The organism is Methyloglobulus sp. (genome assembly GCF_964779595.1).
On sequence record NZ_CBAROL010000001.1, the window covers coordinates 1 to 23,303 of the forward strand.

At 45.4% G+C, this 23,303-nt stretch carries 22 protein-coding genes and 1 pseudogene; 15 read left to right on the forward strand and 8 right to left on the reverse strand.

All coding sequences use genetic code 11. From position 1 onward, the window contains the following. Window positions 1-58 precede the first annotated feature (58 nt). The gene (locus AC1YY3_RS00005) at window positions 59-409 is read right to left on the reverse strand and encodes a hypothetical protein (protein ID WP_481824638.1); all 351 of its coding nucleotides are present in this window, start codon (window positions 407-409) and stop codon (window positions 59-61) included. 72 nt (window positions 410-481) lie between these two features. Here AC1YY3_RS00005 and AC1YY3_RS00010 point away from each other — a divergent pair, with 72 nt between their 5' ends. From AC1YY3_RS00010 to AC1YY3_RS00040, 7 genes and pseudogenes are all read left to right on the forward strand, one after another. Further along, a complete protein-coding gene (locus tag AC1YY3_RS00010) occupies window positions 482-1,237 on the forward strand; it encodes a hypothetical protein (RefSeq protein WP_481824639.1) in 756 nt (251 codons plus the stop codon). Beyond that, window positions 1,234-1,968, forward strand: coding sequence for a DUF6339 family protein (locus tag AC1YY3_RS00015; RefSeq protein ID WP_481824640.1), 735 nt, complete (start codon window positions 1,234-1,236; stop codon window positions 1,966-1,968). The genes AC1YY3_RS00010 and AC1YY3_RS00015 overlap by 4 nt, the downstream gene beginning before the upstream one ends. Window positions 1,969-2,032: 64 nt before the next feature. After that, window positions 2,033-2,260: a hypothetical protein gene (locus tag AC1YY3_RS00020; RefSeq protein ID WP_481824641.1), complete on the forward strand. Its 228-nt coding sequence runs from the start codon at window positions 2,033-2,035 to the stop codon at window positions 2,258-2,260. Between the two features lie 2 nt (window positions 2,261-2,262). After that, window positions 2,263-2,658 (forward strand): type II toxin-antitoxin system VapC family toxin, encoded by a 396-nt coding sequence (locus AC1YY3_RS00025; RefSeq protein WP_481824642.1) that lies wholly within the window; start codon window positions 2,263-2,265, stop codon window positions 2,656-2,658. An 88-nt stretch (window positions 2,659-2,746) separates the two neighbouring features. Then, a pseudogene (locus tag AC1YY3_RS00030) lies at window positions 2,747-2,899 on the forward strand (hypothetical protein); the annotation flags it as partial. 171 nt (window positions 2,900-3,070) lie between these two features. Further along, entirely contained in the window at window positions 3,071-5,791 is a 2,721-nt protein-coding gene (gene polA, locus AC1YY3_RS00035) for a DNA polymerase I (RefSeq protein WP_482194226.1), read from the forward strand. 815 nt (window positions 5,792-6,606) lie between these two features. Further along, a complete protein-coding gene (locus AC1YY3_RS00040) occupies window positions 6,607-10,077 on the forward strand; it encodes an AAA family ATPase (protein WP_481824645.1) in 3,471 nt (1,156 codons plus the stop codon). A gap of 264 nt (window positions 10,078-10,341) precedes the next feature. Here AC1YY3_RS00040 and AC1YY3_RS00045 read toward each other — a convergent pair whose 3' ends face one another. The 5 genes from AC1YY3_RS00045 to mnmG all read right to left on the reverse strand — a co-directional run bounded on the left by AC1YY3_RS00045 (window position 10,342) and on the right by mnmG (window position 15,260). Then, complete coding sequence (locus AC1YY3_RS00045) at window positions 10,342-10,737, reverse strand: hypothetical protein (protein WP_481824646.1); 396 nt, start codon at window positions 10,735-10,737, stop codon at window positions 10,342-10,344. A 325-nt stretch (window positions 10,738-11,062) separates the two neighbouring features. Beyond that, a complete protein-coding gene (locus tag AC1YY3_RS00050) occupies window positions 11,063-11,911 on the reverse strand; it encodes a ParB/RepB/Spo0J family partition protein (RefSeq protein WP_481824667.1) in 849 nt (282 codons plus the stop codon). Between the two features lie 49 nt (window positions 11,912-11,960). Beyond that, window positions 11,961-12,740 carry a ParA family protein gene (locus AC1YY3_RS00055; protein WP_481824647.1) on the reverse strand — a complete coding sequence of 260 codons (780 nt, stop codon included), beginning with the start codon at window positions 12,738-12,740 and terminating at the stop codon, window positions 11,961-11,963. Between the two features lie 4 nt (window positions 12,741-12,744). After that, window positions 12,745-13,389 (reverse strand): 16S rRNA (guanine(527)-N(7))-methyltransferase RsmG, encoded by a 645-nt coding sequence (rsmG, locus tag AC1YY3_RS00060; protein WP_481824648.1) that lies wholly within the window; start codon window positions 13,387-13,389, stop codon window positions 12,745-12,747. Beyond that, the gene (gene mnmG / locus AC1YY3_RS00065) at window positions 13,389-15,260 is read right to left on the reverse strand and encodes a tRNA uridine-5-carboxymethylaminomethyl(34) synthesis enzyme MnmG (RefSeq protein ID WP_481824649.1); all 1,872 of its coding nucleotides are present in this window, start codon (window positions 15,258-15,260) and stop codon (window positions 13,389-13,391) included. The genes rsmG and mnmG overlap by 1 nt, the downstream gene beginning before the upstream one ends. Before the next feature lie 72 nt (window positions 15,261-15,332). Here mnmG and AC1YY3_RS00070 point away from each other — a divergent pair, with 72 nt between their 5' ends. The 5 genes from AC1YY3_RS00070 (at window position 15,333) to AC1YY3_RS00090 (ending at window position 20,237) form a co-directional block, all read left to right on the forward strand. Continuing rightward, window positions 15,333-15,503 (forward strand): DUF7230 family protein, encoded by a 171-nt coding sequence (locus tag AC1YY3_RS00070; protein WP_481824650.1) that lies wholly within the window; start codon window positions 15,333-15,335, stop codon window positions 15,501-15,503. A 354-nt stretch (window positions 15,504-15,857) separates the two neighbouring features. Continuing rightward, on the forward strand, window positions 15,858-17,816 hold the full coding sequence (locus AC1YY3_RS00075) for a transglutaminase TgpA family protein (protein WP_482194227.1): 1,959 nt from the start codon (window positions 15,858-15,860) through the stop codon (window positions 17,814-17,816). Window positions 17,817-17,925: 109 nt separating this feature from the next. Further along, window positions 17,926-18,708: a prolipoprotein diacylglyceryl transferase gene (gene lgt, locus AC1YY3_RS00080; protein WP_481824652.1), complete on the forward strand. Its 783-nt coding sequence runs from the start codon at window positions 17,926-17,928 to the stop codon at window positions 18,706-18,708. Further along, window positions 18,705-19,538, forward strand: a complete 834-nt coding sequence (thyA, locus tag AC1YY3_RS00085; RefSeq protein WP_481824653.1) for a thymidylate synthase — start codon at window positions 18,705-18,707, stop codon at window positions 19,536-19,538. The genes lgt and thyA overlap by 4 nt, the downstream gene beginning before the upstream one ends. 78 nt (window positions 19,539-19,616) lie before the next feature. Beyond that, on the forward strand, window positions 19,617-20,237 hold the full coding sequence (locus AC1YY3_RS00090) for an inorganic pyrophosphatase (RefSeq protein WP_481824654.1): 621 nt from the start codon (window positions 19,617-19,619) through the stop codon (window positions 20,235-20,237). A 621-nt stretch (window positions 20,238-20,858) separates the two neighbouring features. Here the strand turns inward: AC1YY3_RS00090 and AC1YY3_RS00095 are convergent. Both AC1YY3_RS00095 and AC1YY3_RS00100 read right to left on the reverse strand, forming a co-directional pair. Next, window positions 20,859-21,278 carry a hypothetical protein gene (locus tag AC1YY3_RS00095; RefSeq protein WP_482194228.1) on the reverse strand — a complete coding sequence of 140 codons (420 nt, stop codon included), beginning with the start codon at window positions 21,276-21,278 and terminating at the stop codon, window positions 20,859-20,861. After that, the gene (locus AC1YY3_RS00100; RefSeq protein WP_482194229.1) at window positions 21,196-21,567 is read right to left on the reverse strand and encodes a hypothetical protein; all 372 of its coding nucleotides are present in this window, start codon (window positions 21,565-21,567) and stop codon (window positions 21,196-21,198) included. Before AC1YY3_RS00100 ends, AC1YY3_RS00095 begins: the two co-directional genes overlap by 83 nt. Window positions 21,568-21,699: 132 nt before the next feature. On the opposite strand from AC1YY3_RS00100, the gene AC1YY3_RS00105 reads away from it, so the two are divergent. The 3 genes from AC1YY3_RS00105 to AC1YY3_RS00115 all read left to right on the forward strand — a co-directional run bounded on the left by AC1YY3_RS00105 (window position 21,700) and on the right by AC1YY3_RS00115 (window position 23,287). Further along, window positions 21,700-21,873 carry a type II toxin-antitoxin system prevent-host-death family antitoxin gene (locus tag AC1YY3_RS00105; protein ID WP_481824656.1) on the forward strand — a complete coding sequence of 58 codons (174 nt, stop codon included), beginning with the start codon at window positions 21,700-21,702 and terminating at the stop codon, window positions 21,871-21,873. Further along, a complete protein-coding gene (locus AC1YY3_RS00110; RefSeq protein ID WP_481824657.1) occupies window positions 21,854-22,006 on the forward strand; it encodes a transposase in 153 nt (50 codons plus the stop codon). Before AC1YY3_RS00105 ends, AC1YY3_RS00110 begins: the two co-directional genes overlap by 20 nt. A gap of 267 nt (window positions 22,007-22,273) precedes the next feature. Beyond that, a complete protein-coding gene (locus AC1YY3_RS00115) occupies window positions 22,274-23,287 on the forward strand; it encodes an SPFH domain-containing protein (RefSeq protein WP_481824658.1) in 1,014 nt (337 codons plus the stop codon). Window positions 23,288-23,303: the final 16 nt, after the last annotated feature.

Sequence of the window (23,303 nt, forward strand, 5' to 3'; positions counted from 1 at the left end):
TCCAATTCCTCCAAGGCTTCGTGGTGTTTGACAAGGGCATCGCTTAAACTGGTTTGGGCTAGGTTCTTCCAGGACATAGGCTATTGCTCGAACTTGAATAAAGGCTTATTTTACCCATTTTGGGGCTTGAGGTCGTGCAAAGGTCTCTGTCTATGTATATTTTTCTGTGGATATAAGTGTTTCCTTTTTGCCACCACCCTTGCCTTGGGTTGTCGAAAAATGGATCAAATAAGTCTTGGCGATTTTTAACAGCACCTATCGTTTCAGCGACATTAAGATCAACCATTTTTTTATAAAACTGGTTTTTGCTCTCGCAGTTAAATTGTCTAATAAATTCCTTATCGAATTTGGCTAAACCATAGCCAATCAGATTCAAGATTTCATAATTTTCATGCTTATTCGAGGACATAGTTGATTTTTTAAATCAAAACGACAGGTTGGTTAAAAAATTTGAAATAGGTTATGCTTGTTTAACATATCCTTGGCAACATCTCAAAAATATTTAACGCCGAACGAACTAAGCTACGCAATTTCATCCGAAGAAATTGAACAGCAAATTACATCGGGAAATGCTGAATTTATCGCTGTCATTTCATGCCGGGACACTTATTTTCAGGCAAAACTCTGCTCTAGCGATAACAATAGGCAGTTAGAAGGTGAGTTTGATATTGGTGAATTACGTGGTGAAGTTAGGGTAGACCCTTATGTGGTTGTCACTAAGGATATCCGATATTTTACTTCTCCTGATATAAATTCAGAATTTGGTACAGACCCATTTTCATTTTCGGTCGGCGATATTCTTGCCCAAGACGAAACGCAAGTTTTTTATATTGACCGTGATTTATTTAAGCCAATCACATCAGTTTTTGAACTGGTTAAAAGGGACGAACAAGATGATGGTATTTGGTCTGTTGACTTTGATGGTGATCATGTACAAATTATCGTCAGCCATAGATTGAAGGAAAGCATAGATAACGCCAGGAATAGAAAGGAAAATAGGGTTATTCTGTTAAATTCAATCTATTTTGGGGCAGTCATGCAGGCTATCCAAAAGCTAAAAGACGCTGAAACCCAGTCAATTTATGAAGATAGGAAATGGGCAAAAGTTATTTTCGGTCAGGCGCATAATAAGGGAGTGGACATAGATAGCCATGATGCCTACATGATTGCCGAACGGTTGATGCAACAGCCCATTAAGTTACTTGATGCCTATGTTTTTAAGAGTGCAGAACAATGAAAGTTAATTTCCTTAAAGCTAAAAAAGTCCAAGAGCTTTTAACCAAGATACCTGAAAACCTAGAACTTTATCGAACTGGAAATTTTGGCTTTTTGATGAATGAATCGTCTTATCATCTTGAATCACGTCTGGAAATAGATGAGCAAAAACTAGCCGCCATTAGTTGTGACAAAACTAACCTAAAAGAGGTCGAGAATTGTGTCCTTATTTATCAGGCTCTCGATAATATTTCCCATTATTTGGCGAGGGATGAACGTCTTTGGGTTTATTTGACGCATACCCACTTACTGGAGTATACGCGAGCAAGGTGGCCGATACCCGAAGATAACATTCAAGCCATTAAGCACATCAAAACACATTTTTTCTGCATCGGTGCGCGCGGAATCGAGCGTGATAATGCCGCATCTCGATTATGGTGGCTTGCTTCTTTGTGTAATCGGACGAAAGGGTTATCTTTTGAAGATGCGCTAACATGTTTCTTATATCAATCTGATGTGAGGGCAAACATAGTTGAACGTCCAACGACCTCACAAAATATTCATGTATTTTCGGCAATAATTAAAAAATTAGATGAATCTTATAAATCAAACAAAGAATTATTTGAGCGCGAACGGTTTCGTTCATTTATGAAAGAATTGAACCTTATTGGCGGAATAAAGCTATTGGCGGCATTGCCAGAAACGCTTGTATTACAAATATTGGATCAATGTATAGCTAAAACATCAGCTTAGTTTTGAATGAATCATCATCGACACACAGAGTCCTAAAGCATTTATCAACCATTCGGAGTGCAATATGTACACTGCAATTAAAGGCATCTACGAAAACGGGCAAATCGTTTTGCAAGAAGAGCCGCCGACCACAAAAAAATCTCAGGTTGTGGTGATGTTTATCAACGAGCAAGAATCACAGCCCGTTGAAAACTTACACAAAGGCGTAAAAATCGGCAGTTTGGCTGGGAAAGGCTACAACATCCCTGATGATTTCAATGAGCCTTTGGATGATTTGAAGGAGTATATGTAGCCATGTACCTCATAGATACCCAGATTTTCATTTGGACATTGATAAGGCCTGAAATGTTATCAATGGGGACAAAGAGCATTTTGGAAAACCACAGTATTTTTGTTAGCCAGATTAGCTTGTTTGAAATTGCCATCAAGCAAAAAATTGGCAAACTGCCCGAATTGGGTTTATCTATAAGCGATCTTGTCAGACTTATCCAGCACGACGACTTTAATTTATTAACCCTGCAAAACAAACATATCGAAGCATATTCCCAAATTCCATTTCTATCCAATCATCGTGATCCGTTTGATCGGCTCTTGCTGGCAACCGCTTTAAGCGAAAATATGGCAATTATGTCTGCGGATGAGAATTTTAAATCTTATGCGCCGCAGGTTTCAGTTGTTGAGAATGGCTAACTTATAAACAAAGTTTTAATTCTTCAAAAACAAGTCCTTCAAGGTAAAATCAGTAAAACCCATAATAGCTTTGCCTTGGACACAATTAATGACTCAACACACCCCCAAACGCCTGATGCTGGTTGACGGTTCCTCGTTCCTGTTCCGCGCTTACCACGCCATTCCGCCGCTGACCAGCCCGAAAGGTGTGCCGACCAACGCCATCCAAGGCGTGACGAACATGCTTCGTAAGCTGATAAGCCAACTGCCGAATATTGTGGATGTTAAACGTGAGACTTAGGAAATCAACCCAATTCCGTTCGTCCTGAGCTTTTTGAAGGACTGTGCAGAGACTTTCCAGATAACTGCATCAAAATAAATAGTTCAAGGTAAAATCATCCTAGCCAACATCCTAATCTTGGATTCTTCATTTATGACCCCAAACACCCCAAAACGCCTCATCCTGGTTGACGGCTCTTCGTTTTTGTTCCGCGCTTATCACGCGATACCGCCGCTCACCAGTCCGAAAGGGATACCGACCAACGCCATCCACGGTGTGACTAACATGCTGCGTAAGCTCATTGCTGATTATCACAGCGATTACATCACCGTGGTTTTTGATGCGCCCGGTGGCACTTTCCGCAACGAGTTGTACGACCAATACAAAGCGAACAGGCCGCCGATGCCGGATGACTTGCGGGTGCAGATTGAGCCGTTGCACCAAATCATCCGCGCTATGGGTTTGCCCTTGATTATCGAATCCGGCATCGAGGCCGATGATGTCATGGGCGTATTGGCTAAACAAGCCGAGCGGCAGGGTTATGAAATCATCATCTCCACAGGCGACAAGGACATGGCGCAGATGGTGAACGAGCATATTATCCTCGAAAACACCATGTCGAACACGCGCATGGATATTCAAGGCGTTATCGACAAGTTTGGGGTCAGGCCGGAGCAGATCATTGATTATCTGGCCTTGGTGGGCGATAGCGTTGACAACATTCCCGGCGTACCCAATTGCGGCCCGAAAACCGCCGCAAAATGGTTGGCGCAGTACGAAACATTGGATAACCTGATGGCACACGCCAATGAAATTGGCGGCAAAATTGGCGACAACCTGCGTGCCAGCTTGGCTCATCTGCCCTTATCCAAGCAACTGACGACCATCGTGTGCGATCTTGATCTGCCTTATTCCGTGGAAGATTGCCATCAACAACCGGCTAATATTCCCGAATTGACCAAGCTATTGACTGAATTAGGTTTTTCAACTTGGCTGAAACAATTGGCGAATAACGCTGAATCCGCACCACAACCCGAAGCAACAAACGAAAAACCCGAAAAAGTCGAATCCAGTTATGAAACAATATTGACCGAACAACAATTTGAGCTATGGCTTAAACAACTCGAAGCTGCTGAAATCTTCGCTTTTGACACCGAAACCACCAGCCTTGATTACAGCAAGGCGCAAATCGTGGGCGTGTCGTTCGTGGTGGAAGTCGGGAAAGCGGCTTATTTGCCGTTGGCGCATACTTATCCTGGCGCACCGGAGCAGTTAAACCGTACTGATGTGTTGGAACAGCTTAAACCCATACTGGAAAATCCCGCCAAACCCAAACTGGGGCAACATCTCAAATACGATGCCCACGTCCTTGCCAATCACGGCATTACCCTGCGCGGCATCGCCCACGACACTATGCTGGAATCCTACGTCTTGAACAGCACCGCGACCAAACACAATATGGACGACATCGCCAAAAAATATCTCGATGTAACAACCATCCATTACGAAGACGTGGCCGGAAAAGGCGCAAAGCAAATCCCTTTTCAAGAAGTGCAACTGGAACAAGCCACGCCTTACGCGGCGGAAGATGCGGACATCACCTTGCAAATCCACCAATGTTTGCTGCCAAAACTGCAGCAAATACCCAGCTTGTATGCCTTATACACGGAGATGGAAATCCCCCTGATTCCCGTGCTGGAACGCATCGAGAACAATGGCGTACTGATCGACAGTGCCATGTTGGCGCAGCAAAGCCTGGAACTTGCCAGCAAGGTGATTAGCATCGAACAACATGCCCATAACCTGGTAGGACGGGCGTTCAATATTGGCTCGCCCAAACAAATCCAAGAAATCCTTTACGATCAGCAAAAGCTGCCTGTCTTAAAGAAAACCCCGACCGGCCAGCCTTCCACCGACGAATCGGTGCTGCAAGATTTGGCGGCCGATTACGAACTACCGCGCTTGATCCTGGAATATCGGGGCCTAAGCAAACTCAAATCGACTTATACCGATAAACTGCCGCAGCAAATTAATGACAAGACCGGACGGGTGCATACCTCCTACCATCAAGCGGTGGCGGCGACGGGAAGATTATCCTCCACCGACCCTAACCTACAAAACATCCCAGTCAAAAGCGAAGAAGGCCGTAAAATTCGGCAAGCCTTTATTGCGCCTCCTGGTTATAAAATCGTTGCGGCGGATTATTCGCAAATTGAATTACGTATCATGGCGCACTTGTCGGCGGATCAAGGCTTACTCAATGCTTTCAACGAAGGCTTGGATGTCCATCGTGCGACAGCGGCGGAAGTATTTGGCGTTGCGCCAGAGCTAGTGACCAACGACCTGCGCCGTTCCGCCAAAGCCATCAACTTTGGCCTTATTTATGGCATGTCGTCATTTGGTCTGGCAAAACAACTGGGCTTATCACGCAACGAGGCGCAATCGTATATCGACCTGTATTTTGCCCGTTATCCTGGCGTGAAACTGTACATGGATACCATCCGCGAGCAGGCGCGTGAACAAGGCTTTGTGGAAACCTTGTTCGGCAGGCGCTTGTACCTGCCGGAAATAAAATCCAAGAATGCTGCCATGCGCCAATATGCCGAACGCACGGCGATTAACGCACCGATGCAAGGCACCGCCGCTGACATCATCAAACGCGCCATGATCGCCACCGACCAATGGCTTTGTGCAGATAGAGCCGATGCACTTATGATTATGCAAGTACATGACGAACTGGTGTTTGAGATCGCCGAGGATAAGCTGGCTGATTATTCCAGTACGATAAGATCACTGATGAGTAATGCCGCTGAACTCACTGTGCCGTTAATCGTTGACATTGGCGTGGGCAATAACTGGGATGAGGCGCATTAATTTTTGTGGCTGTTCAGTGCCAAGCACCAAAGCCCTCTCCGAAGAGAGAGTTGGGTGAGGGGAATAAATAAAGCACTTTTCTTTTTTAATTTCTCCTCACCCTGGCTCTCTCTCTCCATCAGGAGAGAGGATGAACACCCCACGCTTACGATAACCTTTGTAATAATCTTGTCTGCTTCTTACCTGTGATCGCGTGTATTTTGGAGTGCAAACCTAGGTTTGCAAATCCCACTATGAATCAAGTTACAGGTTTCGCCCATTACCGGATTGTGTTTTTTATCAGCGAATATCCGTCAAATCCGCGTCATCCGAGTTCTATTGATCAAACTGCTAAACATTTACCAAATTTTTTACAAAACAGCTTGGAACTTTTTTCTGACACCTTTAGTCATACTCTAGAACGTCTGCAATAGGCGTTTAATCAGCCTCCTTTCCCCTTGTTTATAGGCTGATTCTTCTTTGGAGTCCCAAAGCCTACCTCTTCAGGCTTTGGGACTTTCTTTTTCCTAGGGTGCAAACATTTTAACCTTGGATTCAACGTCCGTCATCGCAATCAATAGTATAAATCTACCCTTTTCAAGCTAGCGGCTAACGCGGATTTAAACTCATAAGGCCGCCAAAATCTTTCTCCGAATCAATAAACCGAAGCTAACCCTAGAGCAGCCAAGAGAGGTCGCCATTAGTGGGCTTTTTTGTGCATGTTTTCTCAACCAGCCCCGCCGTGTATCATATAGCTTAATGTCGAATAGTATGTGCCACGATGAGTGTAATTTTTTCTAAATATCGCTGCAATATGCTATATAAATTATAGACTTATGAAGATACTCAATTTATATTTTAAAAACATCAACTCCCTGGAAGGCGAAAATCGGATCGATTTCGAGCAAGCGCCGTTTACCGATACGGGGGTTTTTGCGATTACAGGGCCAAACGGCTCAGGTAAATCAAGCATTCTGGATGCGATTACGCTGGCGTTGTATGGTGAAACATTCCGGTTTGATAAGCCTGCCCAACACATCATCACCCAGCAAACTGACGAGAGTTTTTCACAAATTGAGTTTGCCTTGGGAGCGGATAAATATCGCTCTAGCTGGCACGTAAAGCGCGAAGACGGCAATCTACGGGGTGAGTTGCTACCTTCAGAAATGCACTTGATACAGCTAAATAATGGCGAAGAGACCGTCGCCACTACCCCGCAACAGGTTTGTACCCGAATGGCTGAGATTACGGGTATGAATTTTCGCAGTTTTACCCGTTCTATCATGCTTGCCCAAGGCGATTTTGCCGCGTTTCTTAATGCGCTGGACAATGAGCGCATGGATATTCTGGAAAAAATCATCAGTACGGATATTTATGCCGATCATAAAAAGGAAGTGACCGATAAGCTGGCTGATGCACAAAAAAACCTAACCTATTTACAACAAGATTTGGCGGCTGTTCCCCTGATCGAGCCGCAATCGCTGGAAGCCTGCGAGTTGGATTTAGCTGATTTTAGCGAGCAAACAGCAGAGTTTCAGCAAGAAATTAATCGCTTGGCCGCCCAACAAGCGGTATTAGCAGAAACTGAAACCCTTAGAAGCCAAATTGGATCCCAAGAAAAAAGGTTGCAGGAAGCCATTACCCAACGTTTGTCGGTACAAAAAAAGCTGGATCAGTTAACTGCCGCTGACAATGCGCGGGATTTTAAAGATGACATCGAAACCATCACGCAAAAAAAGCAGCATATCGAGCAGGAACAAACTGCACTGACGGCTTTACGTAATGAACTCAAGCAAATAGAAAGCACGCTGGCTTTGCCAGAGTTTGATACGCATATCTTATCGCAGGAAAGCCTAACAAATAGTACGGGAATATCGTTCACCGAACAAAAACAAGCCATTGATAACATTAGGAATCAAGTCGGTTTGTTTAATGCCAACTGGCAATCCGAAGTTATCTTATTGAAATCGTTGGCCGATCAGATTGCCGAAAAGAAAACGACATTGAGTGAGGTATCGGCATGGTTGGAAGAACATGCAATTGATAAGCCCTTACTGGAAAATTTTCCTGAACTCGACCGATTAAAAAAGCTGCGTATTGCGCTGGACGAATTTGATGAAAAGAAGCAAGCGTTAGACAAGTGGTCAAAATCCACCAGTGCAGCATTGCATAAAAATAAATCAACTATAGACAAGAAAAACAACAAGCTGGAACAGTTAAACAAAGAGCTGGCAACTGAGAAAAAAGAGCTGGAAGAACTCGCCCAAGGCAATACCTTGGAGCAACTTGAAGATTTACAAACAGAGCAGAAAGAACGGGTAAAAGACTTTCAAGAATTAGTTGACTTGGCTGTCGCCAACGAAAATTTGACACCCAAAGCATCGTTTTTCTTCGGTCTATTTGGTAAGCAGGTTGCGCCGAAGCGTGATGTTGACGAATTAGAAGCCGAATTTGAAAGCTTGACGCAGCAGCTAAAGCAGGATGAAAACATACGATTATCCCTGGAAAAATCGATTTTTAATGATGCATTATTGGCGCGTATGTCACAAGATCGCGTCCATCTCGTTGATGGTAAACCGTGTCCTTTGTGCGGCTCAACCGAACATCCTTATGCCAAACGCTCACCGGCTCCGGCAAATGCCCAACAAGCATTGTTAGATCAGCGCATAAAGATAAAGCGGTTAACTGTGCAAATTAACGATCTTGAGCAGCATATCAAATTGGCACGAAAACGCGGTGAAAGAAGTCATGCCCATAATAAACAACGGCAACTGATTAATGCTCAATGGCATACCTTATGTAATCGGCTGAATACCGCCAGTGCTGATTTGGACATCAAAAATACGGCAATGATGAAGCGGTTGTTAACAATCGAATCCACTGAATCGAAGAATATAACCATTTTATTGACCAAGTATAAAGGCAGCGAAAAAAAGATAGCCAAACTTAAAGCCGCCATCGAGAAAAATACCTCCGCAATCAATCTCACCCAGACAATCGTACAAACCATTGAATCGGAATGGCAAACCGAGCCGCAAAGAGTAGCGGAAACTGAGACGACTAGAAACCAAGTTCAACAAGAAGAGCAGACGTTGATAGCAAATCTTACCGATCTGTTAACGCAATTAGGTGAAACCGTGCCTGCAAAAGGCAAAGAAGACGAGCTACTTAACCGCCTTAATCAGCGTCGTCAGGATTACGAAAGCTATGCCTTCCGCACCAAAAGCCTGACGGAAGAGCTGGAAAAGCTGGTATCACAACAATTAGCCAGCCAAGCTCAAATCGACTCCTACAAAGAACGACTGGACTACACTAACAACCAGTTACGTTCAGAAGAAGTTGTTGGTTTACACTTGGCACTGGTTGAAAAGCAGAAATTGATTGCCGATAAAGCGCAGTACATTAGCCAATCAAAAGACGAAGCCGAAGCGTTGGATAAGGCCATCGCCAATAAAATGCAGGGAACACAATTTGGCAATTTGGCTGAAATCAGTCAAATTTTGGAATTAATGACCAGTCAGCCTGAATTCACCCAGCAAAAAACGCAGTTAGATGAAGATGTTAACCAATGGGGAGCAAATCTCGATAAACTTTATGTGCAATTAGAAAGCCATGAAGAGCAAGCTAAATTGAAGTTAGTACCAGAAGAAATCGAGCTTAAATTAAAGGCTACCAATGAGAAAATGGAGCTGGCAGAGCTTGAAGCCAAACGCTTGGAAACCATAATCCGTGAACAAAAACAATACCACGACAAATACGCTTCCATCTTAGCGCAAGTGGCAAGCCAGCAAGCATTAGTACAACAGGCAAATGCTGAAGTTGAGGAAATATCGGCAGAAAATGGCATGGCATTTCGCCGTCGCGTACAAGAACGGATGGTTGAGCGGCTATTATCGCAAACCAATTCAACGCTGGAAAAAATCAGCGGACGTTATTATATTAGGCAAAAGCCCAGCGATAGAGGATTGGCGCTGGAAATTGAAGATACTTATCAAGGCAATGTCCGGCGCTTACCCAAATCCCTATCGGGCGGCGAGAGTTTTATTGTCAGCCTCGCACTGGCATTAGGACTTTCGGAACTGGCAAATAACGGCAGGTCGGTGGATTCTTTATTTTTAGATGAAGGCTTCGGCAACCTGGATGCAGAAACCCTGTACACCGTGATTAATACCCTGGAAGGTCTCCGTGCACATGGCAAAACCGTGGGCGTAATTTCCCATGTAGAAGCCGTGCAAAAACGCTTTAAGGCGCAATTGCAATTGGTCAAAAAGCCGAATGGTTTGGGGGAGTTGAGGAAGGTGTCTTGAATCAGGATGATTTTGATTTAAAAAAATTAAACTTATGTGGGGGTAATACTCAACTATGCTGGGTTACGACGCGCCAAGGCTTCCTGCAAATATCATCGCCCTACAGTTTGCGCGTCTAACCCAACCTTCATTTGAAAACAGTACGTGATGCGTACCCCCTACTTGGCTTCTAAGTTCATTTGCCAATCCTTTAGCTGAACTAAGCAAGCCGTTGAAATCGTTAGTTTATCCAACTCAAACTGAACGGCAGTAATGGGCTAATCATTACTTACAAGTTGCTCCGACTGACCCTACTAGGCTTAAAGTACCCGTACTATTCCGTTTGTAAATATTGCCTACAACACGATTACCTTTTATGAAATTAACTGGTATTGCTGTTGCACCAGCTTTAATATCAGCAGTATTGCTGTCAAAATCAAATTCTACTTCATCGCCAACTGGAGTTTTCAGGTTTTTAGAATACACAGCTGCGCTAGTTCCTGAGCGTGCGCTTGCTCTATATGATCCGTTACCAAGACCATCTGCATCAACAGATATTTTAGAACGATTGGCCTTAACCGTACATTTCGCTGTTACAGAGGCAGCGTTCACATCACCCAGAATAATAATATTGAGTGCCAAGGTGGTTACGACCAAGCCGATTATTTTTTTAAAGTTCATATTTTTCTCCAAGTTAAAAATGATCAATTGGTTATTTATACCTTTCGATCAATTAAGTATTGCTTTCTCTTCAATACGTACGTTAATGGCAGAAAAACCAGAGAAGGTTCATTTGGTTAAAATTTTTTTTTGATTTACAAGATAAATGAATTGATGCCCTCTCTCATGGGGATAGAGCTAGGGCGAGAAATTCAATAAGATTTTTTGTTTTTTTAAGGCATTGAAGCAGACAACCTTTGGGTCGAAATCTGTACAACACACACGAAAGCTATCTGTTTGTGTACCCTCTGGGCGGTGTAATTCGCCTACAGGTATAATCCCAGTTTTACCTTATCTGCTCAAGAATCCCATCCAACTCTTCCAAACTGGCATAAGCAATAACCAACTTCCCTGCGCCATTATCTTTATGCTCTATGAGGACTTTAGCGCCCAGTTTTGCAGTCAGTTCGTTTTGTAGACGTAAGGTGTCATGATCGACAGTTTTGGTTTTTTGCGGTTTGGGTTCGGCCTGAGCATCTTTGACGAGTTTTTCGGCTGCCCTTACGGTTAACCCTTCCCTGGCGATTTTTTGGGCGGTGGCAATTTGCTTTGCTGCGTCTAAAGACAGCAGCGCTCGCGCATGACCCATTTCCAGTTGTCCATTAATCAGCAACTTTTTTACTTCAGGGTGTAAGTCCATCAAGCGCAACAAATTGGTCACAGTAACCCGTGACTTGCCAACAGCATCAGCTATTTGTTGATGGGTCATGGTAAATTCATCGAGCAGCCTTCTTAAGGCTTCGGCTTCTTCCAGGGGATTGAGGTCTTGCCGTTGGATGTTTTCGATCAGTGCAATCGCCATGGTGGCACGGTCGTCGATGTCTTTGACGACGACTGGGATTTGCTGTAGTCCTGCCAGTTGGGAGGCCCGCCAGCGCCGTTCGCCAGCGACAATTTCGTACTTGTCCTGCCCGATTTTACGCACGACGATGGGCTGAATAACGCCCTGTGCTTTTATAGAATCCGCCAACTCCTGCAATTTTTCTGGGTTCATATCTTTTCTGGGCTGAAACTTGCCCCGTTGTAGATATTCAATTGGTAACGTGTGTGATGGGTTGGTTGTTTCTTTTGCAGCAGAAACATCGCCCAATAGGGCATCTAATCCTCGTCCTAGTCCTCGTTTCATGAAACTTATCACCTTTTGCTCAAATAGGGTTTCAGTTTAAGTGCTTAAGCGATTACTGTCACGACCCTTTTTTGTTACCTTCCTTTCTTAGCATTTCCCCAGCCAAGGCAATATAAGCCAAGGAACCGCGTGATGCCTTGTCATAAAACAGCACGGGCAAGCCGTGGCTAGGAGCTTCTGCCAACCGAATGTTGCGGGGAATGCAGGTTCTGTAGACCTTATCGCCAAAATATTGAACCAACTGCTCAGAAACGTCTTTGGTCAATCGGCTACGGTCATCGAACATGGTGCGGAGTATGCCTTCCAAATGCAGCCCAGGGTTGACGGTTTCCTGTATGTTCTTGATGGTACCCATCAGCGCCGTCAAGCCTTCCAGGGCGTAATACTCGCACTGCATGGGGATCAACACGCTATCGGCAGCGACCAAGGCATTCAAGGTCAGCATGTTCAGGGACGGCGGGCAATCGATTAAAATATAATCGTAATAAGGCTTAATCAAAACCAGCCCATCGTCCAGCCGCCGTTCGCGGCGCTCCTCTTTCAATAAGCGGATTTCGGCGGCAGTCAGGTCAGAATTTCCTGGAATTATCGAAAAGCCGAGTTCAGGTAATTTGATGATGGCCTCGGTTGCCAACACTTCTTTCATCAAAATATCGAAGCTGGAGTAGCTGACGGTTTCTTTATCCACGCCGCAACCAATGGCGGCATTGCCCTGGGGATCAAGATCGACCAATAACACCCGCTTTTTTGCCGCAGCCAGTGCAGCAGCCAAGTTGACCGTAGTTGTGGTCTTACCGACACCGCCTTTTTGGTTAGTCAGGGCAATTACTTTTCCCACTTGATTACCCTAATACCTCATCGATAGACTCATGATTGAGTTGTATGCACACCAGATTTCTTTCTGCTTCAACGCTTGGTATTTTAACAGTAATTACTGTTTTTCTGGCCTTGACCTGAGCCAGTTCGGCTCCAGTACAACACCCTTTCATTGCTATCATTTTGCCATTTTTGGTCAGTAAATGCTGGGTCGATTTAACTATATAAGACAACTCTGCAAAGGCTCGCGTCAATACCGTGCTGAAAGCTTGCTCAGGCTGATAATCCTCAACGCGGCTATGGAAAACTTGCACATTTGCCAATTTCAGTTCCAGTACAGCTTGCTGCACAAAACGGGTCTTTTTGGCGTTACTGTCTAGCAAGGTAAACGTTAGGTGCGGCAGACAAATAGCTAACGGGATACCCGGCAAACCTGCGCCTGTCCCAATATCAATAACACGCTCGCCTTCAAGATAAGGGATAACGGTCAGGCTGTCCAGTAAATGCAGCCTGACCATGTCGTTCTGCTTTTTTATTGCTGTCAGGTTATAAGCCTTATTCCATTTTTCGATAAGCTTTATAAAGGCCAGCAATCGATCAATTTTTTGCTCGTCAACCGACAGGTTAAGTGCTGCAATGCCGTCAACCAGGATTTTACGGCAGTCTTCCATCAAGCACTTTTCTTTTTCAGGTAGATCAACAACAAGGAAATAGCGGCGGGAGTCATGCCTGGAATACGAGAAGCCTGCCCCAAAGTCTCTGGACGTTGCGCTTTGAGTTTTTGGCTGACTTCGTTAGACAGCCCAGGTACGCCGTTATAGTCCAGGCTGTCAGGAAGGTGTAAATGGTCGTAACGCAAAGTTTTGTCGATGTCGGTTTGCTGCCGCACGATGTAACCGGCATATTTCGCCTGTATTTCAACTTGTTCACCGACTTGTTCAGGAGTTTCCTCGCCACCTTCATAGAAATGCAATAAACGCTGGACATCAACTTCGGGCCGACGCAGCAATTCCATCAGGTTGGCTTCTTTCAACAAAGGCTTGCCCCAGAATTGTTCAGCCAGTTCCGCTTCTGCGCTCTCTGCCCTTATCCACTTCTTTTTCAGCTCGTCCTGGAGATTGCTTATCGCTTCCCTCTTAATATCAAACGCTTGCCAACGGACATCGTCAACTAAGCCTAATTCACGGCCTTTTTCAGTCAAACGTAAATCGGCATTGTCTTCTCGCAGCAATAAGCGATATTCCGCGCGGCTAGTGAACATGCGGTACGGCTCTTGTGTGCCACGGGTAATCAGGTCGTCGATCATCACGCCCATGTAGGCTTCGTTACGTTTTGGACACCAACTTTCCTGGTCTTGTACCAGGCGTGCCGCATTAAGCCCTGCAATCAAGCCTTGCGCGGCGGCCTCTTCATAGCCCGTCGTGCCGTTGATTTGTCCTGCAAAGAACAAGCCTTGCATGTGCTTGGTTTCCAGCGACATCTTCAAATCGCGGGGATCGAAAAAATCATATTCGATGGCATAGCCAGGACGCACGATTTCAGCATTTTCAAATCCTTCCATCGAACGGACGAATTCGTACTGTACATCGAACGGCAAGCTGGTTGAAATGCCATTAGGATAGATTTCATGCGTGTCCAACCCTTCCGGTTCAACAAATATCTGGTGCGTATCGCGGTCGGCAAAGCGCACGACCTTGTCTTCAATCGAGGGACAATAACGTGGGCCGATGCCTTCAATAACGCCCGAATATAAGGGCGAACGGTCTAAGCCCGCACGGATAATGTCATGGGTTTTAGGATTAGTGCGGGTGATATGGCAAGGGATTTGCCTGGGGTGTTGCTCGCGCTTGCCCAGGAATGAAAATACGGGCACCGGATCGTCCCCGTGCTGAACCGCCAATTTATCGAAATTGATCGTCCGACCATCAATGCGCGGCGGTGTACCCGTTTTCAGGCGATCAATACGAAACGGCAGTTCACGCAACCGATCAGCTAAGGCAATCGAAGCCGGATCGCCCGCACGACCGCCGCTATAATTTTCCAAACCGATATGGATCTTGCCGCCCAAGAAAGTGCCTGTGGTCAATACGACAGCCCTAGCCATAAAGTCCAACCCCATTTGGGTTTTAACGCCGACGACCTTATCACCTTCAACAATCAAGTCCGCGACAGTTTGCTGGAATAAGGATAAGTCGGGCTGGTTTTCCAACACGCTTCTAATGGCTTGCCTGTATAAACTACGGTCAGCCTGGGCGCGGGTCGCCCGTACTGCTGGACCTTTGCTGGCATTTAGGGTACGAAACTGGATACCAGCAAGATCAACTGCATGAGCCATAATGCCGCCCAAGGCATCAATTTCCTTAACCAAATGCCCTTTGCCGATACCGCCAACGGCAGGATTACAGCTCATTTGCCCCAACGTTTCTATATTTTGGGTAAGCAGCAGCGTCCGCGCGCCGCAACGCGCCGATGCCAGTGCCGCCTCGGTACCCGCATGACCGCCACCGACCACAATCACATCAAAATCTTTTTTGAATTTCACACGCGTTATATAATCTAATGTTAGTTGCCGAAAACTTTAACTTTACAATTGCTTAATTATAAGGGGTAAACGATGAAAAAACGTAAAAATATGAACAAAATAGAGGAAGTGCCAAATCAAAATCCGGTGGCAAAATTCGCACACCAGTTCAATAAGGCACAGGTATTTCCTGATAAAACCGAATACCGCCGCAAAGCCAAACATGCGAAGCAGGAGGCTTCTCCAGTCGTTCCCTCAGAGTGACTGGAGAAGTTTTTTGTTAAAAAACATACGACAAATCAGTACAAATTGAGAAATAACGCGGTATTGAGATCCTCGGTATCGCAAATCGCGTAGCTTGAGTCGCAACTTTTCTCAACCCAACACCTTTGAGATGTTATCGGTCTTCCCTATTATTAGGGAACGTCATTAAGTCGAATTATCAAGTTATCTTGTTTAAATACGGAAAACAGCATTCGCGGCACATCAAATCTGCCTACAGGAGCTTTTTCATAAGAGTGTCTGCCTGATGGTATTTCATCTAATGCACCAAGAACAGCTCTACGCGCTATATTGATTATGCTGAATGATGTTTAGAACCCACCGCAATTAATGGCTATGATCACCAACCCCGCCCATAACAAAGAAATCCTAATTTTTTTGCTGTCGTCTATCGGCTTGATCGTACTCCCGCATGTGGCGCATTTGCATTGGGGCGTATTCGGCTTTTTTTGCCTACTGCTTGCTTGGCGGTTTATTGGTATCTGGAAACCTGAACGCTTGCCGACTTTCCCAATTATTATTCTCCTGATTGTCTGCGGCATGGCGATTCTGTACATCCAGCACCGGGGCTTTCTGGGGCGTGATGGCGGCACCAGTTTGTTCGTGATTGCGCTGGGCTTGAAATTGATGGAGATCAAGACCGAGCGCGACCTTTACCTGATAAATTATCTGGCGTTTATCGTTGCCGCCTCGCAGTTCTTGTATGAGCAAAGCATCCTGATGGCGGCGTACATCCTGTTTGTTTGCTGCGTGTTGCTGGCAACGTTGGTTTATATCAACAGCTATGTTGCCCAAACATCCGTGGCACTTAAAAAAGCCGCCGTTATCGTCGCCCAGGCGATTCCCATGGCGATTGCCGTATTCATCCTGTTCCCACGGGTGGAAGCGCCGAGGTGGTTATTGTTTAACGATGAACATCAAGCCAGGATGGGCTTGAGTGACTCAATGGAACCCGGTTCCATCACCGATCTCGGTATGTCGGATGAGCTGGTGTTCAGGGTAAAGTTTGCCGGAGCAATTCCGCCAGCAAAGCAACGCTATTGGCGCGGTCCAGTGTTGACACAAACCGATGGCAAAAAGTGGACTCAAGCCAAAGATTTAACTTATCAACAGCATTTAGATAAGCCAACATTTTCGGGAATACCTTACCAGTACACCTTGTTGCTAGAGCCACAGGAAAAAAACTGGGTGTTTGCGCTGGATATGCCAGCCGACTACCCTAGCCAATTACGGAAAAATGCTAACTATCAACTCATTACATCGGAAGACCACAATAAACGCACCGAATACAAGCTGACTTCTTATCCCACATACAACACGGGCTACCTCACAAAAACTGAATATAAGGATGCACGGCAGTTGCCTGGTTCGCCTTCAGATAACATCAAACAACTGGTAACACAGTTGCACGGTTTCGACAGTGCGCCGGATGTGTTTATCAACCAGCTACTCAACCATTTCAGGCAAGAAGACTTCTATTACACCTTAACCCCGCCGTTGATGGAAGAAAACCCCATCGAAACCTTTTTGTTTGAGACCCGCTACGGCTTTTGCAGCCATTATGCTTCGGCTTTTGTGTACTTGATGCGGGTGGCCGATATTCCCGCTCGTGTCGTGACAGGTTATCAGGGCGGTGAATTCAATGAGGTCGGGAATTTCCTGGAAATCAAACAAGCCGATGCCCATGCCTGGACGGAAGTCTGGTTGGACAAGCAAGGCTGGGTCAGGGTTGACCCGACCGCCGCCATCGCACCGGAACGGATCGAGAAGAATATCGACATCAACAGCCTAGTGTCCGGTGGTCTAATCAGTTATGCCTCATCCGATACGGGACAGGCTGCGTTTAACTTGCTAAAACAAGCCAGACAACTATGGAGCAATGTCGATTACAACTGGCAACGTTGGGTCATCAATTACAACAACGCCAATCAAGCCAGTTTCCTGTCGTCATTCGGTATCGTTGATTTCAAGACGATGGTCTATTGGATGATGGGGTTCGTCGGCATTATCACCGCGATACTCAGCCTATTTTTGCTCTATCAAAGACCCAAGCCCAAAGACCGAACCCTGATAGTCTACAACCGATTTTTAAAGAAACTAGCCAAAGCGGAACTAAGCAAAAACACAAGCGAAGGTGCTAGGGATTTTGCCGAGCGTACTAAACTAATTTTGCCGAAACAGGCAGCTAACATAGACGAAATCACCGCAGCATTCATAGACCAACGATACGGCAGTAAACCATCGGCGGCTGTCTTAAAGCAGTTGGCTAGGCTGGTTAGTTTGTTTAAAATTTGAGGTCGGATTGAGGAACGAAATCCAGCTTACTACGAGGTTAACTGGACGCGCCTGACTTTCTGGCATGAGTTAAGTTATAATAAAAGCTTATTCAATATCATAAAATCCCATGCTCACCTACCCCCAAATCGACCCCGTCCTAATCACCCTTGGCCCATTAAAGGTACACTGGTATGGCTTGATGTATCTGGTTGGCTTTGCTGGGGTGTGGTTTTTGGGGCAAAAACGAGCGCAACAGCCTTGGTCCCCGATTAAGCCAGCGGCGATAGAAGACTTAGTCACTTATGGCGCGATGGGTGTTATTTTGGGTGGTAGGATAGGTTACATCCTGTTTTACAATTTCAGTGAATTTCTCAGCAATCCCCTTATTATTTTTAAAATATGGCAAGGCGGTATGTCTTTTCATGGCGGCATGTTGGGGGTTTTTATTGCCATGTGGCTGTTTGGCAAAAAGCAAAACTGCACGATGTTGCAATTGACTGACATTATTGCGCCGCTGTGTCCGATTGGTTTGGGCGCGGGACGGCTAGGTAACTTTATTAATTCCGAGCTTTGGGGCAGGACTACCGATGTGCCTTGGGGTATGGTGTTCCCTAACGGAGGCTTGTTGCCACGGCATCCGTCCCAGCTTTACGAGGCTTTCCTAGAAGGTTTGGTTTTGTTTGTTATTCTTTGGCTTTACACCAGCAAGCCCAGACCAACGATGGGCGCAACCGGATTGGCGTTGTTCTGCTACGGCTGCTTTAGGTTTTTTGTCGAATTCTTCCGTATGCCCGACGCACATTTGGGTTATCTCGTCTTGGATTGGGTGACGATGGGGCAAATCCTGTCAACACCGATGATTATAATTGGTGCAGGTATGTTGTACTGGGCGCACAAAAAAGCCACATGAAACAGTATTTGCAGTTACTTGACAAAATTCTCCAGGAAGGCACTTTAAAGGGTGATCGAACGGGCAGCGGTACATTGTCCATTTTCGGTCATCAGATGCGGTTTAATCTGGCGGATGACTTCCCCTTGGTCACAACCAAAAAGATTCATCTCAAATCCATCATCCATGAATTGCTGTGGTTTTTGAAAGGTGAGACCAATATCGCTTATTTACGCGACCATAAGGTTAATATCTGGAACGAATGGGCGGACGAACACGGCGAATTAGGGCCAATCTATGGTTATCAGTGGCGCTCCTGGCCGACTCCGGACGGCAAACACATCGACCAAATAGCCCAGGTAATACAACAACTCAAACAAACACCCAACAGCCGACGTATGATCGTATCGGCGTGGAATGTGGCGGATTTACCGGATGAAAGCATCAGCCCACAACAAAATGTAGCGAACGGCAAAATGGCTCTGGCTCCTTGCCACGCGTTTTTCCAGTTTTATGTAGCGGACGGCAAGCTGTCCTGCCAGCTATACCAACGCAGTTGTGATACGTTTTTGGGCGTACCGTTCAACATCGCCAGTTATGCTTTGTTAACCCACATCGTGGCACAACAATGCGATTTGCAAGTGGGCGATTTTATTTGGACGGGTGGTGATGTGCATTTATATTTAAACCATCTGGAACAAGCCAGATTGCAATTAACTAGACAACCTTATCCGCTGCCCACCTTAACCATCCAACGGAAACCAGATTCGATTTTTGCTTACCAATACGACGATTTTGCTATCACCGATTACCAAACCCATGACCACATCAAAGGTGTTATATCGGTTTAATACGTTCTTTTTATCGCATAAACGTGATAATACATGAGGTTTCCATGACTATAAACACAGCAACATAACTACGATTCAATGAGTATTCGACACAAAGCCCACCCCTGGCATGGCATAGAAGCCGGTGATAACACCCCAAACATAGTGACGGCGTTCATCGAAATCGTCCCATCCGATACCATCAAATATGAAATCGACAAAGTCAGCGGTTATCTCAGAATTGATCGACCGCAAAAATTTTCCAATATGATTCCCACGTTGTACGGATTTATTCCGCAAACCTATTGTGCGGAGGAAGTGGCGGAGTACGCAGGGATGAAGTCAGGCAGAAAAGTCATAAAAGGTGACGGTGATCCGCTGGATATTTGCGTCCTCAGCGAACGTAGCGTAACTCACGGCGATATTCTGGTACAAGCAGTACCAATTGGCGGTTTTCGCTTACTGGACAGCGGTGAAGCAGATGACAAGATAATCGCCGTAATGAAGGGTGATGAATTTTATCGGCAATGGAATGATGTCTCGGATTGCCCACAATCGTACATTGACCGCTTAAAACATTATTTTTTGACTTATAAACATCTGCCCAGTGAACACCTTATTTGCGAAATAACCGATGTTTATGGACGAGATGAAGCCCACGAAGTAATAAAACGGGCAATGGCAGATTATCAACACCACTACGGGCATTACACGATTTAGATATTAAGAGTAGTAGTGTTCGTATTTTAAAAAATCGGGTAATCGGTAAAACTGGGTGGAAAATTCATCCTGAAATCCAATGTCAAAATCGTAAAACTGTGTGGAATTTTGAAATTTATTTATGCTACCCAAATAAGTTTTCAATAGTGACTGAGAATAACAGTAAGACACTATTAGCCTAGCCAAATAACATCATCAAATCATAATTACTGCTTGATTTAATTGATAATATGGCTACGCTTAGTCACAAAGCTCCAAGAAGTGGTTAAATTATCACTTAGCACCATACGGTTATCAACAAGGGAATAACCAAAGTACACCGCCATTTGCCGTGCATAACGGTTAAAACCGTTCTGATGCGGCACTAACAGGCCACCAAATTCTAATAAGCCAACACAAGTTAAGGTACTGCATGAACGCAATCGAAGAAATAGAAAATTGGCAAAGCTGCGCGACAGGGGCGTACCGACAGATGAAGAGCTTAAGGAACTAAAAGCCTATACTTTGTCTTCGGAAGTAAGGTGTAGGATGGATAACCGTAGCACATCCATCTTTCCCAGGGATTATATTTGATGGATGCGCTGAGCTTATCCATCCTACTTCCTTGTGCCGCGCCTTGGCTCAATGCGTGTTGTTCGGCACCTCTTTATCCGTGACCATGTGCATTGACCCGCTGGAAAAAAAATTCCAATGGTCTGATATACGGACAATGCCTTCCGGCGTGGAATCCCAGCTTTTGCTGGGCATGTTGTAAAAGCTGTACGAATATGGGCTTTGGCTGACATAACCCCAACCCGCGATTTCGTCACGGAATGCGGATGGCATCGTGATCCCGTCCTTGATGTTCGGGTTGCCTATGTTACTGGTTTTGGCAATGCCGCCTGTCCTGGTCGTCCGGTACGGGTCTTTCAATGCCTGCGGCTCGCCGTTTTTGTCGAGGGCTTTGGAAATATCAACCTTATTGACTTTGAAAATGCCCTGTAGCATACTGGCTATAGCTCCAGCGTGTCCTCCGTTTAGCGCGGCATCCGTGTCGGTCAATGCTTCGGTCTTGAAGGGATCGCGCTGGAGTGATTCCAACACCACCACTTCCTGCAAATAAAACCCGTGGCTTGTCCTTGTGGACAATTGCCACGCCGACATACGCCTCACCTGCAATGCTGATCGGCGCAGCCAGCGTATAGCCGTCATAACCCCTGCCTTTCCAGTTCAGTTCAACATCGACTATCACACCTTTTTCAATTATTTTGGGGACGGCTGTAAAAGCAGATGCCTTGCGCTTCCCAACCTCGTACGGCGGGTTGTAGGGCGGGTCGAGACCCGCCCACATGATTATAATTATATGGTTAACCCGTAAGACGGTTTCGCGCTAACAAACCGTCATTGAACATTGAATCGAGGACACTTAGTCTGTTACATTGAAAATCACCTGTGCAATCACGCTTTCACTGAGTTTTTAACAATGATTCGAGAAACTTCTGCCATGACAGTGCAGCAGAACTTAAGCGAGCTGCTTAATGAAGTTCAATACCAGCATGAGCAAATTATTATTACCCATGCTGTGAAGCCAGTTGCAGCATTAGTTGATATGCTGCTGTTTGAGAAATTTCGCCAAAATGAGCAAGCTTTTGGATAGGGCAATAGGTAACTGGCACAAAGAGGTATTTAACTACTTCGACCACAGGGTCACCAATGCGTATACAGAATCAGCCAACAACCACTCAAGTCAATTGCAAGGCAAGGCTGTGGCTATAGTTTTGAAGTGCTGAGGGCAAAAGTGCTTTACAACAACGCCAAACATAAGGTCAAAAAGAAATCGGGAATTCGTGAAAATATCTTGGCTACGGCTTGCCTAACAGTGATGAAAGCAACAAATGTACTGAATCATTTAAGCAAGAATTTTTAAATTTTGGTGTCATAATTCCACACAGTTTTACCCAAAAAATCAAACATCATCCAAACCTAGCTACCTATTGTTGCTATTTCAACCATTTCAACTAACATGAAACCACTACTTAGCCCAGTGGAGAACTTTTATGGCACTTTTCGACAGTATTAGACGGCAGTTTCGTTCGGTTATTGAATGGAGCGATCCCAATCCCGATACCTTATTTTATGAATGGAGCGACAATGGCGACGAAATCAAAAACGCCTCCAAGTTGATTGTCGGTCCTGGGCAGGGCTGCATTTTCGTGTACGAAGGCAAGGTACAGGCGGTGCTCGAGGAGCAATGCCTGATTACGCTGGAAACCGCCAACATCCCGTTTTGGACGACGATCAAAAACTTCATGCAGTTTTTTGAAAGTCACCACAAAGTCGGCATTTATTTTTTTCGTCGTACCGAAATTCTCAACCAAAAATGGGGTACAACTTCGAGCATCAAATACGAAGACCCCAAGTACAAATTTCCTGTAGGATTAAAAGCTTACGGCAATTACAGCTACCGCATATCTGATGGGCGCGGGTTTTTCGTCAATGTGGTCGGTAGCCACGGCGATTTTCTGGTTGAAGATTTTCGCAAAGTTATGTCCGAACGAATTATTCATCCACTGAGTGACTTTCTTGCCGAAAGCAAATATTCATACACGGATATTGATGCCAGTCGTGACGAAATATCCGACGGCGTATCGGCAAAATTAAATGCCGATTTTGGTAAACTCGGTTTTGAGATGACCGATTTCCGCATCGAAGGCACGAGCTTCGACGAAGAAACCCTGACGCGTATAAACCGTATTGCCAATGTCACCGCCGAAGCGCATGCCGCACAAGCCGCAGGTGTGGATTATGCAAAGCTGCAACAACTTGAAGCCATGCGCGAAGCCGCACGTAATGAAGGCGGTGCAGCAGGTGCTGGTGTAGGTTTAGGTGCGGGTATAGGTCTGGGGCAAGCGATGGCACAAGGGGTGCAAAATGCACCCGCCGCCCCAACAGCACAACCTGCAAACGACGTTGCGAGCAAATTGGCACAACTTAAAGAACTTAACAAAGATGGCTTGATTTCCGACCAGGAATACGCCGATAAAAGACAAGCAATTTTGGACGCTTTATAAATCGGGTGCGGATAAA

What these genes read in the sequence shown, in the direction of transcription:
- AC1YY3_RS00005 (WP_481824638.1), bottom strand. Translation starts at nt 409, where the DNA reads ATGTCCTCGAATAAGCATGAAAATTATGAAATCTTGAATCTGATTGGC.
- AC1YY3_RS00110 (WP_481824657.1), top strand. Translation starts at nt 21,854, where the DNA reads ATGAGCAAGCTTTTGGATAGGGCAATAGGTAACTGGCACAAAGAGGTA.
- rsmG (WP_481824648.1), bottom strand. Translation starts at nt 13,389, where the DNA reads ATGGAAGACTGCCGTAAAATCCTGGTTGACGGCATTGCAGCACTTAAC.
- AC1YY3_RS00070 (WP_481824650.1), top strand. Translation starts at nt 15,333, where the DNA reads ATGAAAAAACGTAAAAATATGAACAAAATAGAGGAAGTGCCAAATCAA.
- AC1YY3_RS00015 (WP_481824640.1), top strand. Translation starts at nt 1,234, where the DNA reads ATGAAAGTTAATTTCCTTAAAGCTAAAAAAGTCCAAGAGCTTTTAACC.
- thyA (WP_481824653.1), top strand. Translation starts at nt 18,705, where the DNA reads ATGAAACAGTATTTGCAGTTACTTGACAAAATTCTCCAGGAAGGCACT.
- AC1YY3_RS00020 (WP_481824641.1), top strand. Translation starts at nt 2,033, where the DNA reads ATGTACACTGCAATTAAAGGCATCTACGAAAACGGGCAAATCGTTTTG.
- AC1YY3_RS00075 (WP_482194227.1), top strand. Translation starts at nt 15,858, where the DNA reads ATGATCACCAACCCCGCCCATAACAAAGAAATCCTAATTTTTTTGCTG.
- AC1YY3_RS00040 (WP_481824645.1), top strand. Translation starts at nt 6,607, where the DNA reads ATGAAGATACTCAATTTATATTTTAAAAACATCAACTCCCTGGAAGGC.
- AC1YY3_RS00100 (WP_482194229.1), bottom strand. Translation starts at nt 21,567, where the DNA reads ATGTGGGCGGGTCTCGACCCGCCCTACAACCCGCCGTACGAGGTTGGG.
- AC1YY3_RS00025 (WP_481824642.1), top strand. Translation starts at nt 2,263, where the DNA reads ATGTACCTCATAGATACCCAGATTTTCATTTGGACATTGATAAGGCCT.
- lgt (WP_481824652.1), top strand. Translation starts at nt 17,926, where the DNA reads ATGCTCACCTACCCCCAAATCGACCCCGTCCTAATCACCCTTGGCCCA.
- AC1YY3_RS00105 (WP_481824656.1), top strand. Translation starts at nt 21,700, where the DNA reads ATGATTCGAGAAACTTCTGCCATGACAGTGCAGCAGAACTTAAGCGAG.
- polA (WP_482194226.1), top strand. Translation starts at nt 3,071, where the DNA reads ATGACCCCAAACACCCCAAAACGCCTCATCCTGGTTGACGGCTCTTCG.
- AC1YY3_RS00090 (WP_481824654.1), top strand. Translation starts at nt 19,617, where the DNA reads ATGAGTATTCGACACAAAGCCCACCCCTGGCATGGCATAGAAGCCGGT.
- AC1YY3_RS00115 (WP_481824658.1), top strand. Translation starts at nt 22,274, where the DNA reads ATGGCACTTTTCGACAGTATTAGACGGCAGTTTCGTTCGGTTATTGAA.
- AC1YY3_RS00045 (WP_481824646.1), bottom strand. Translation starts at nt 10,737, where the DNA reads ATGAACTTTAAAAAAATAATCGGCTTGGTCGTAACCACCTTGGCACTC.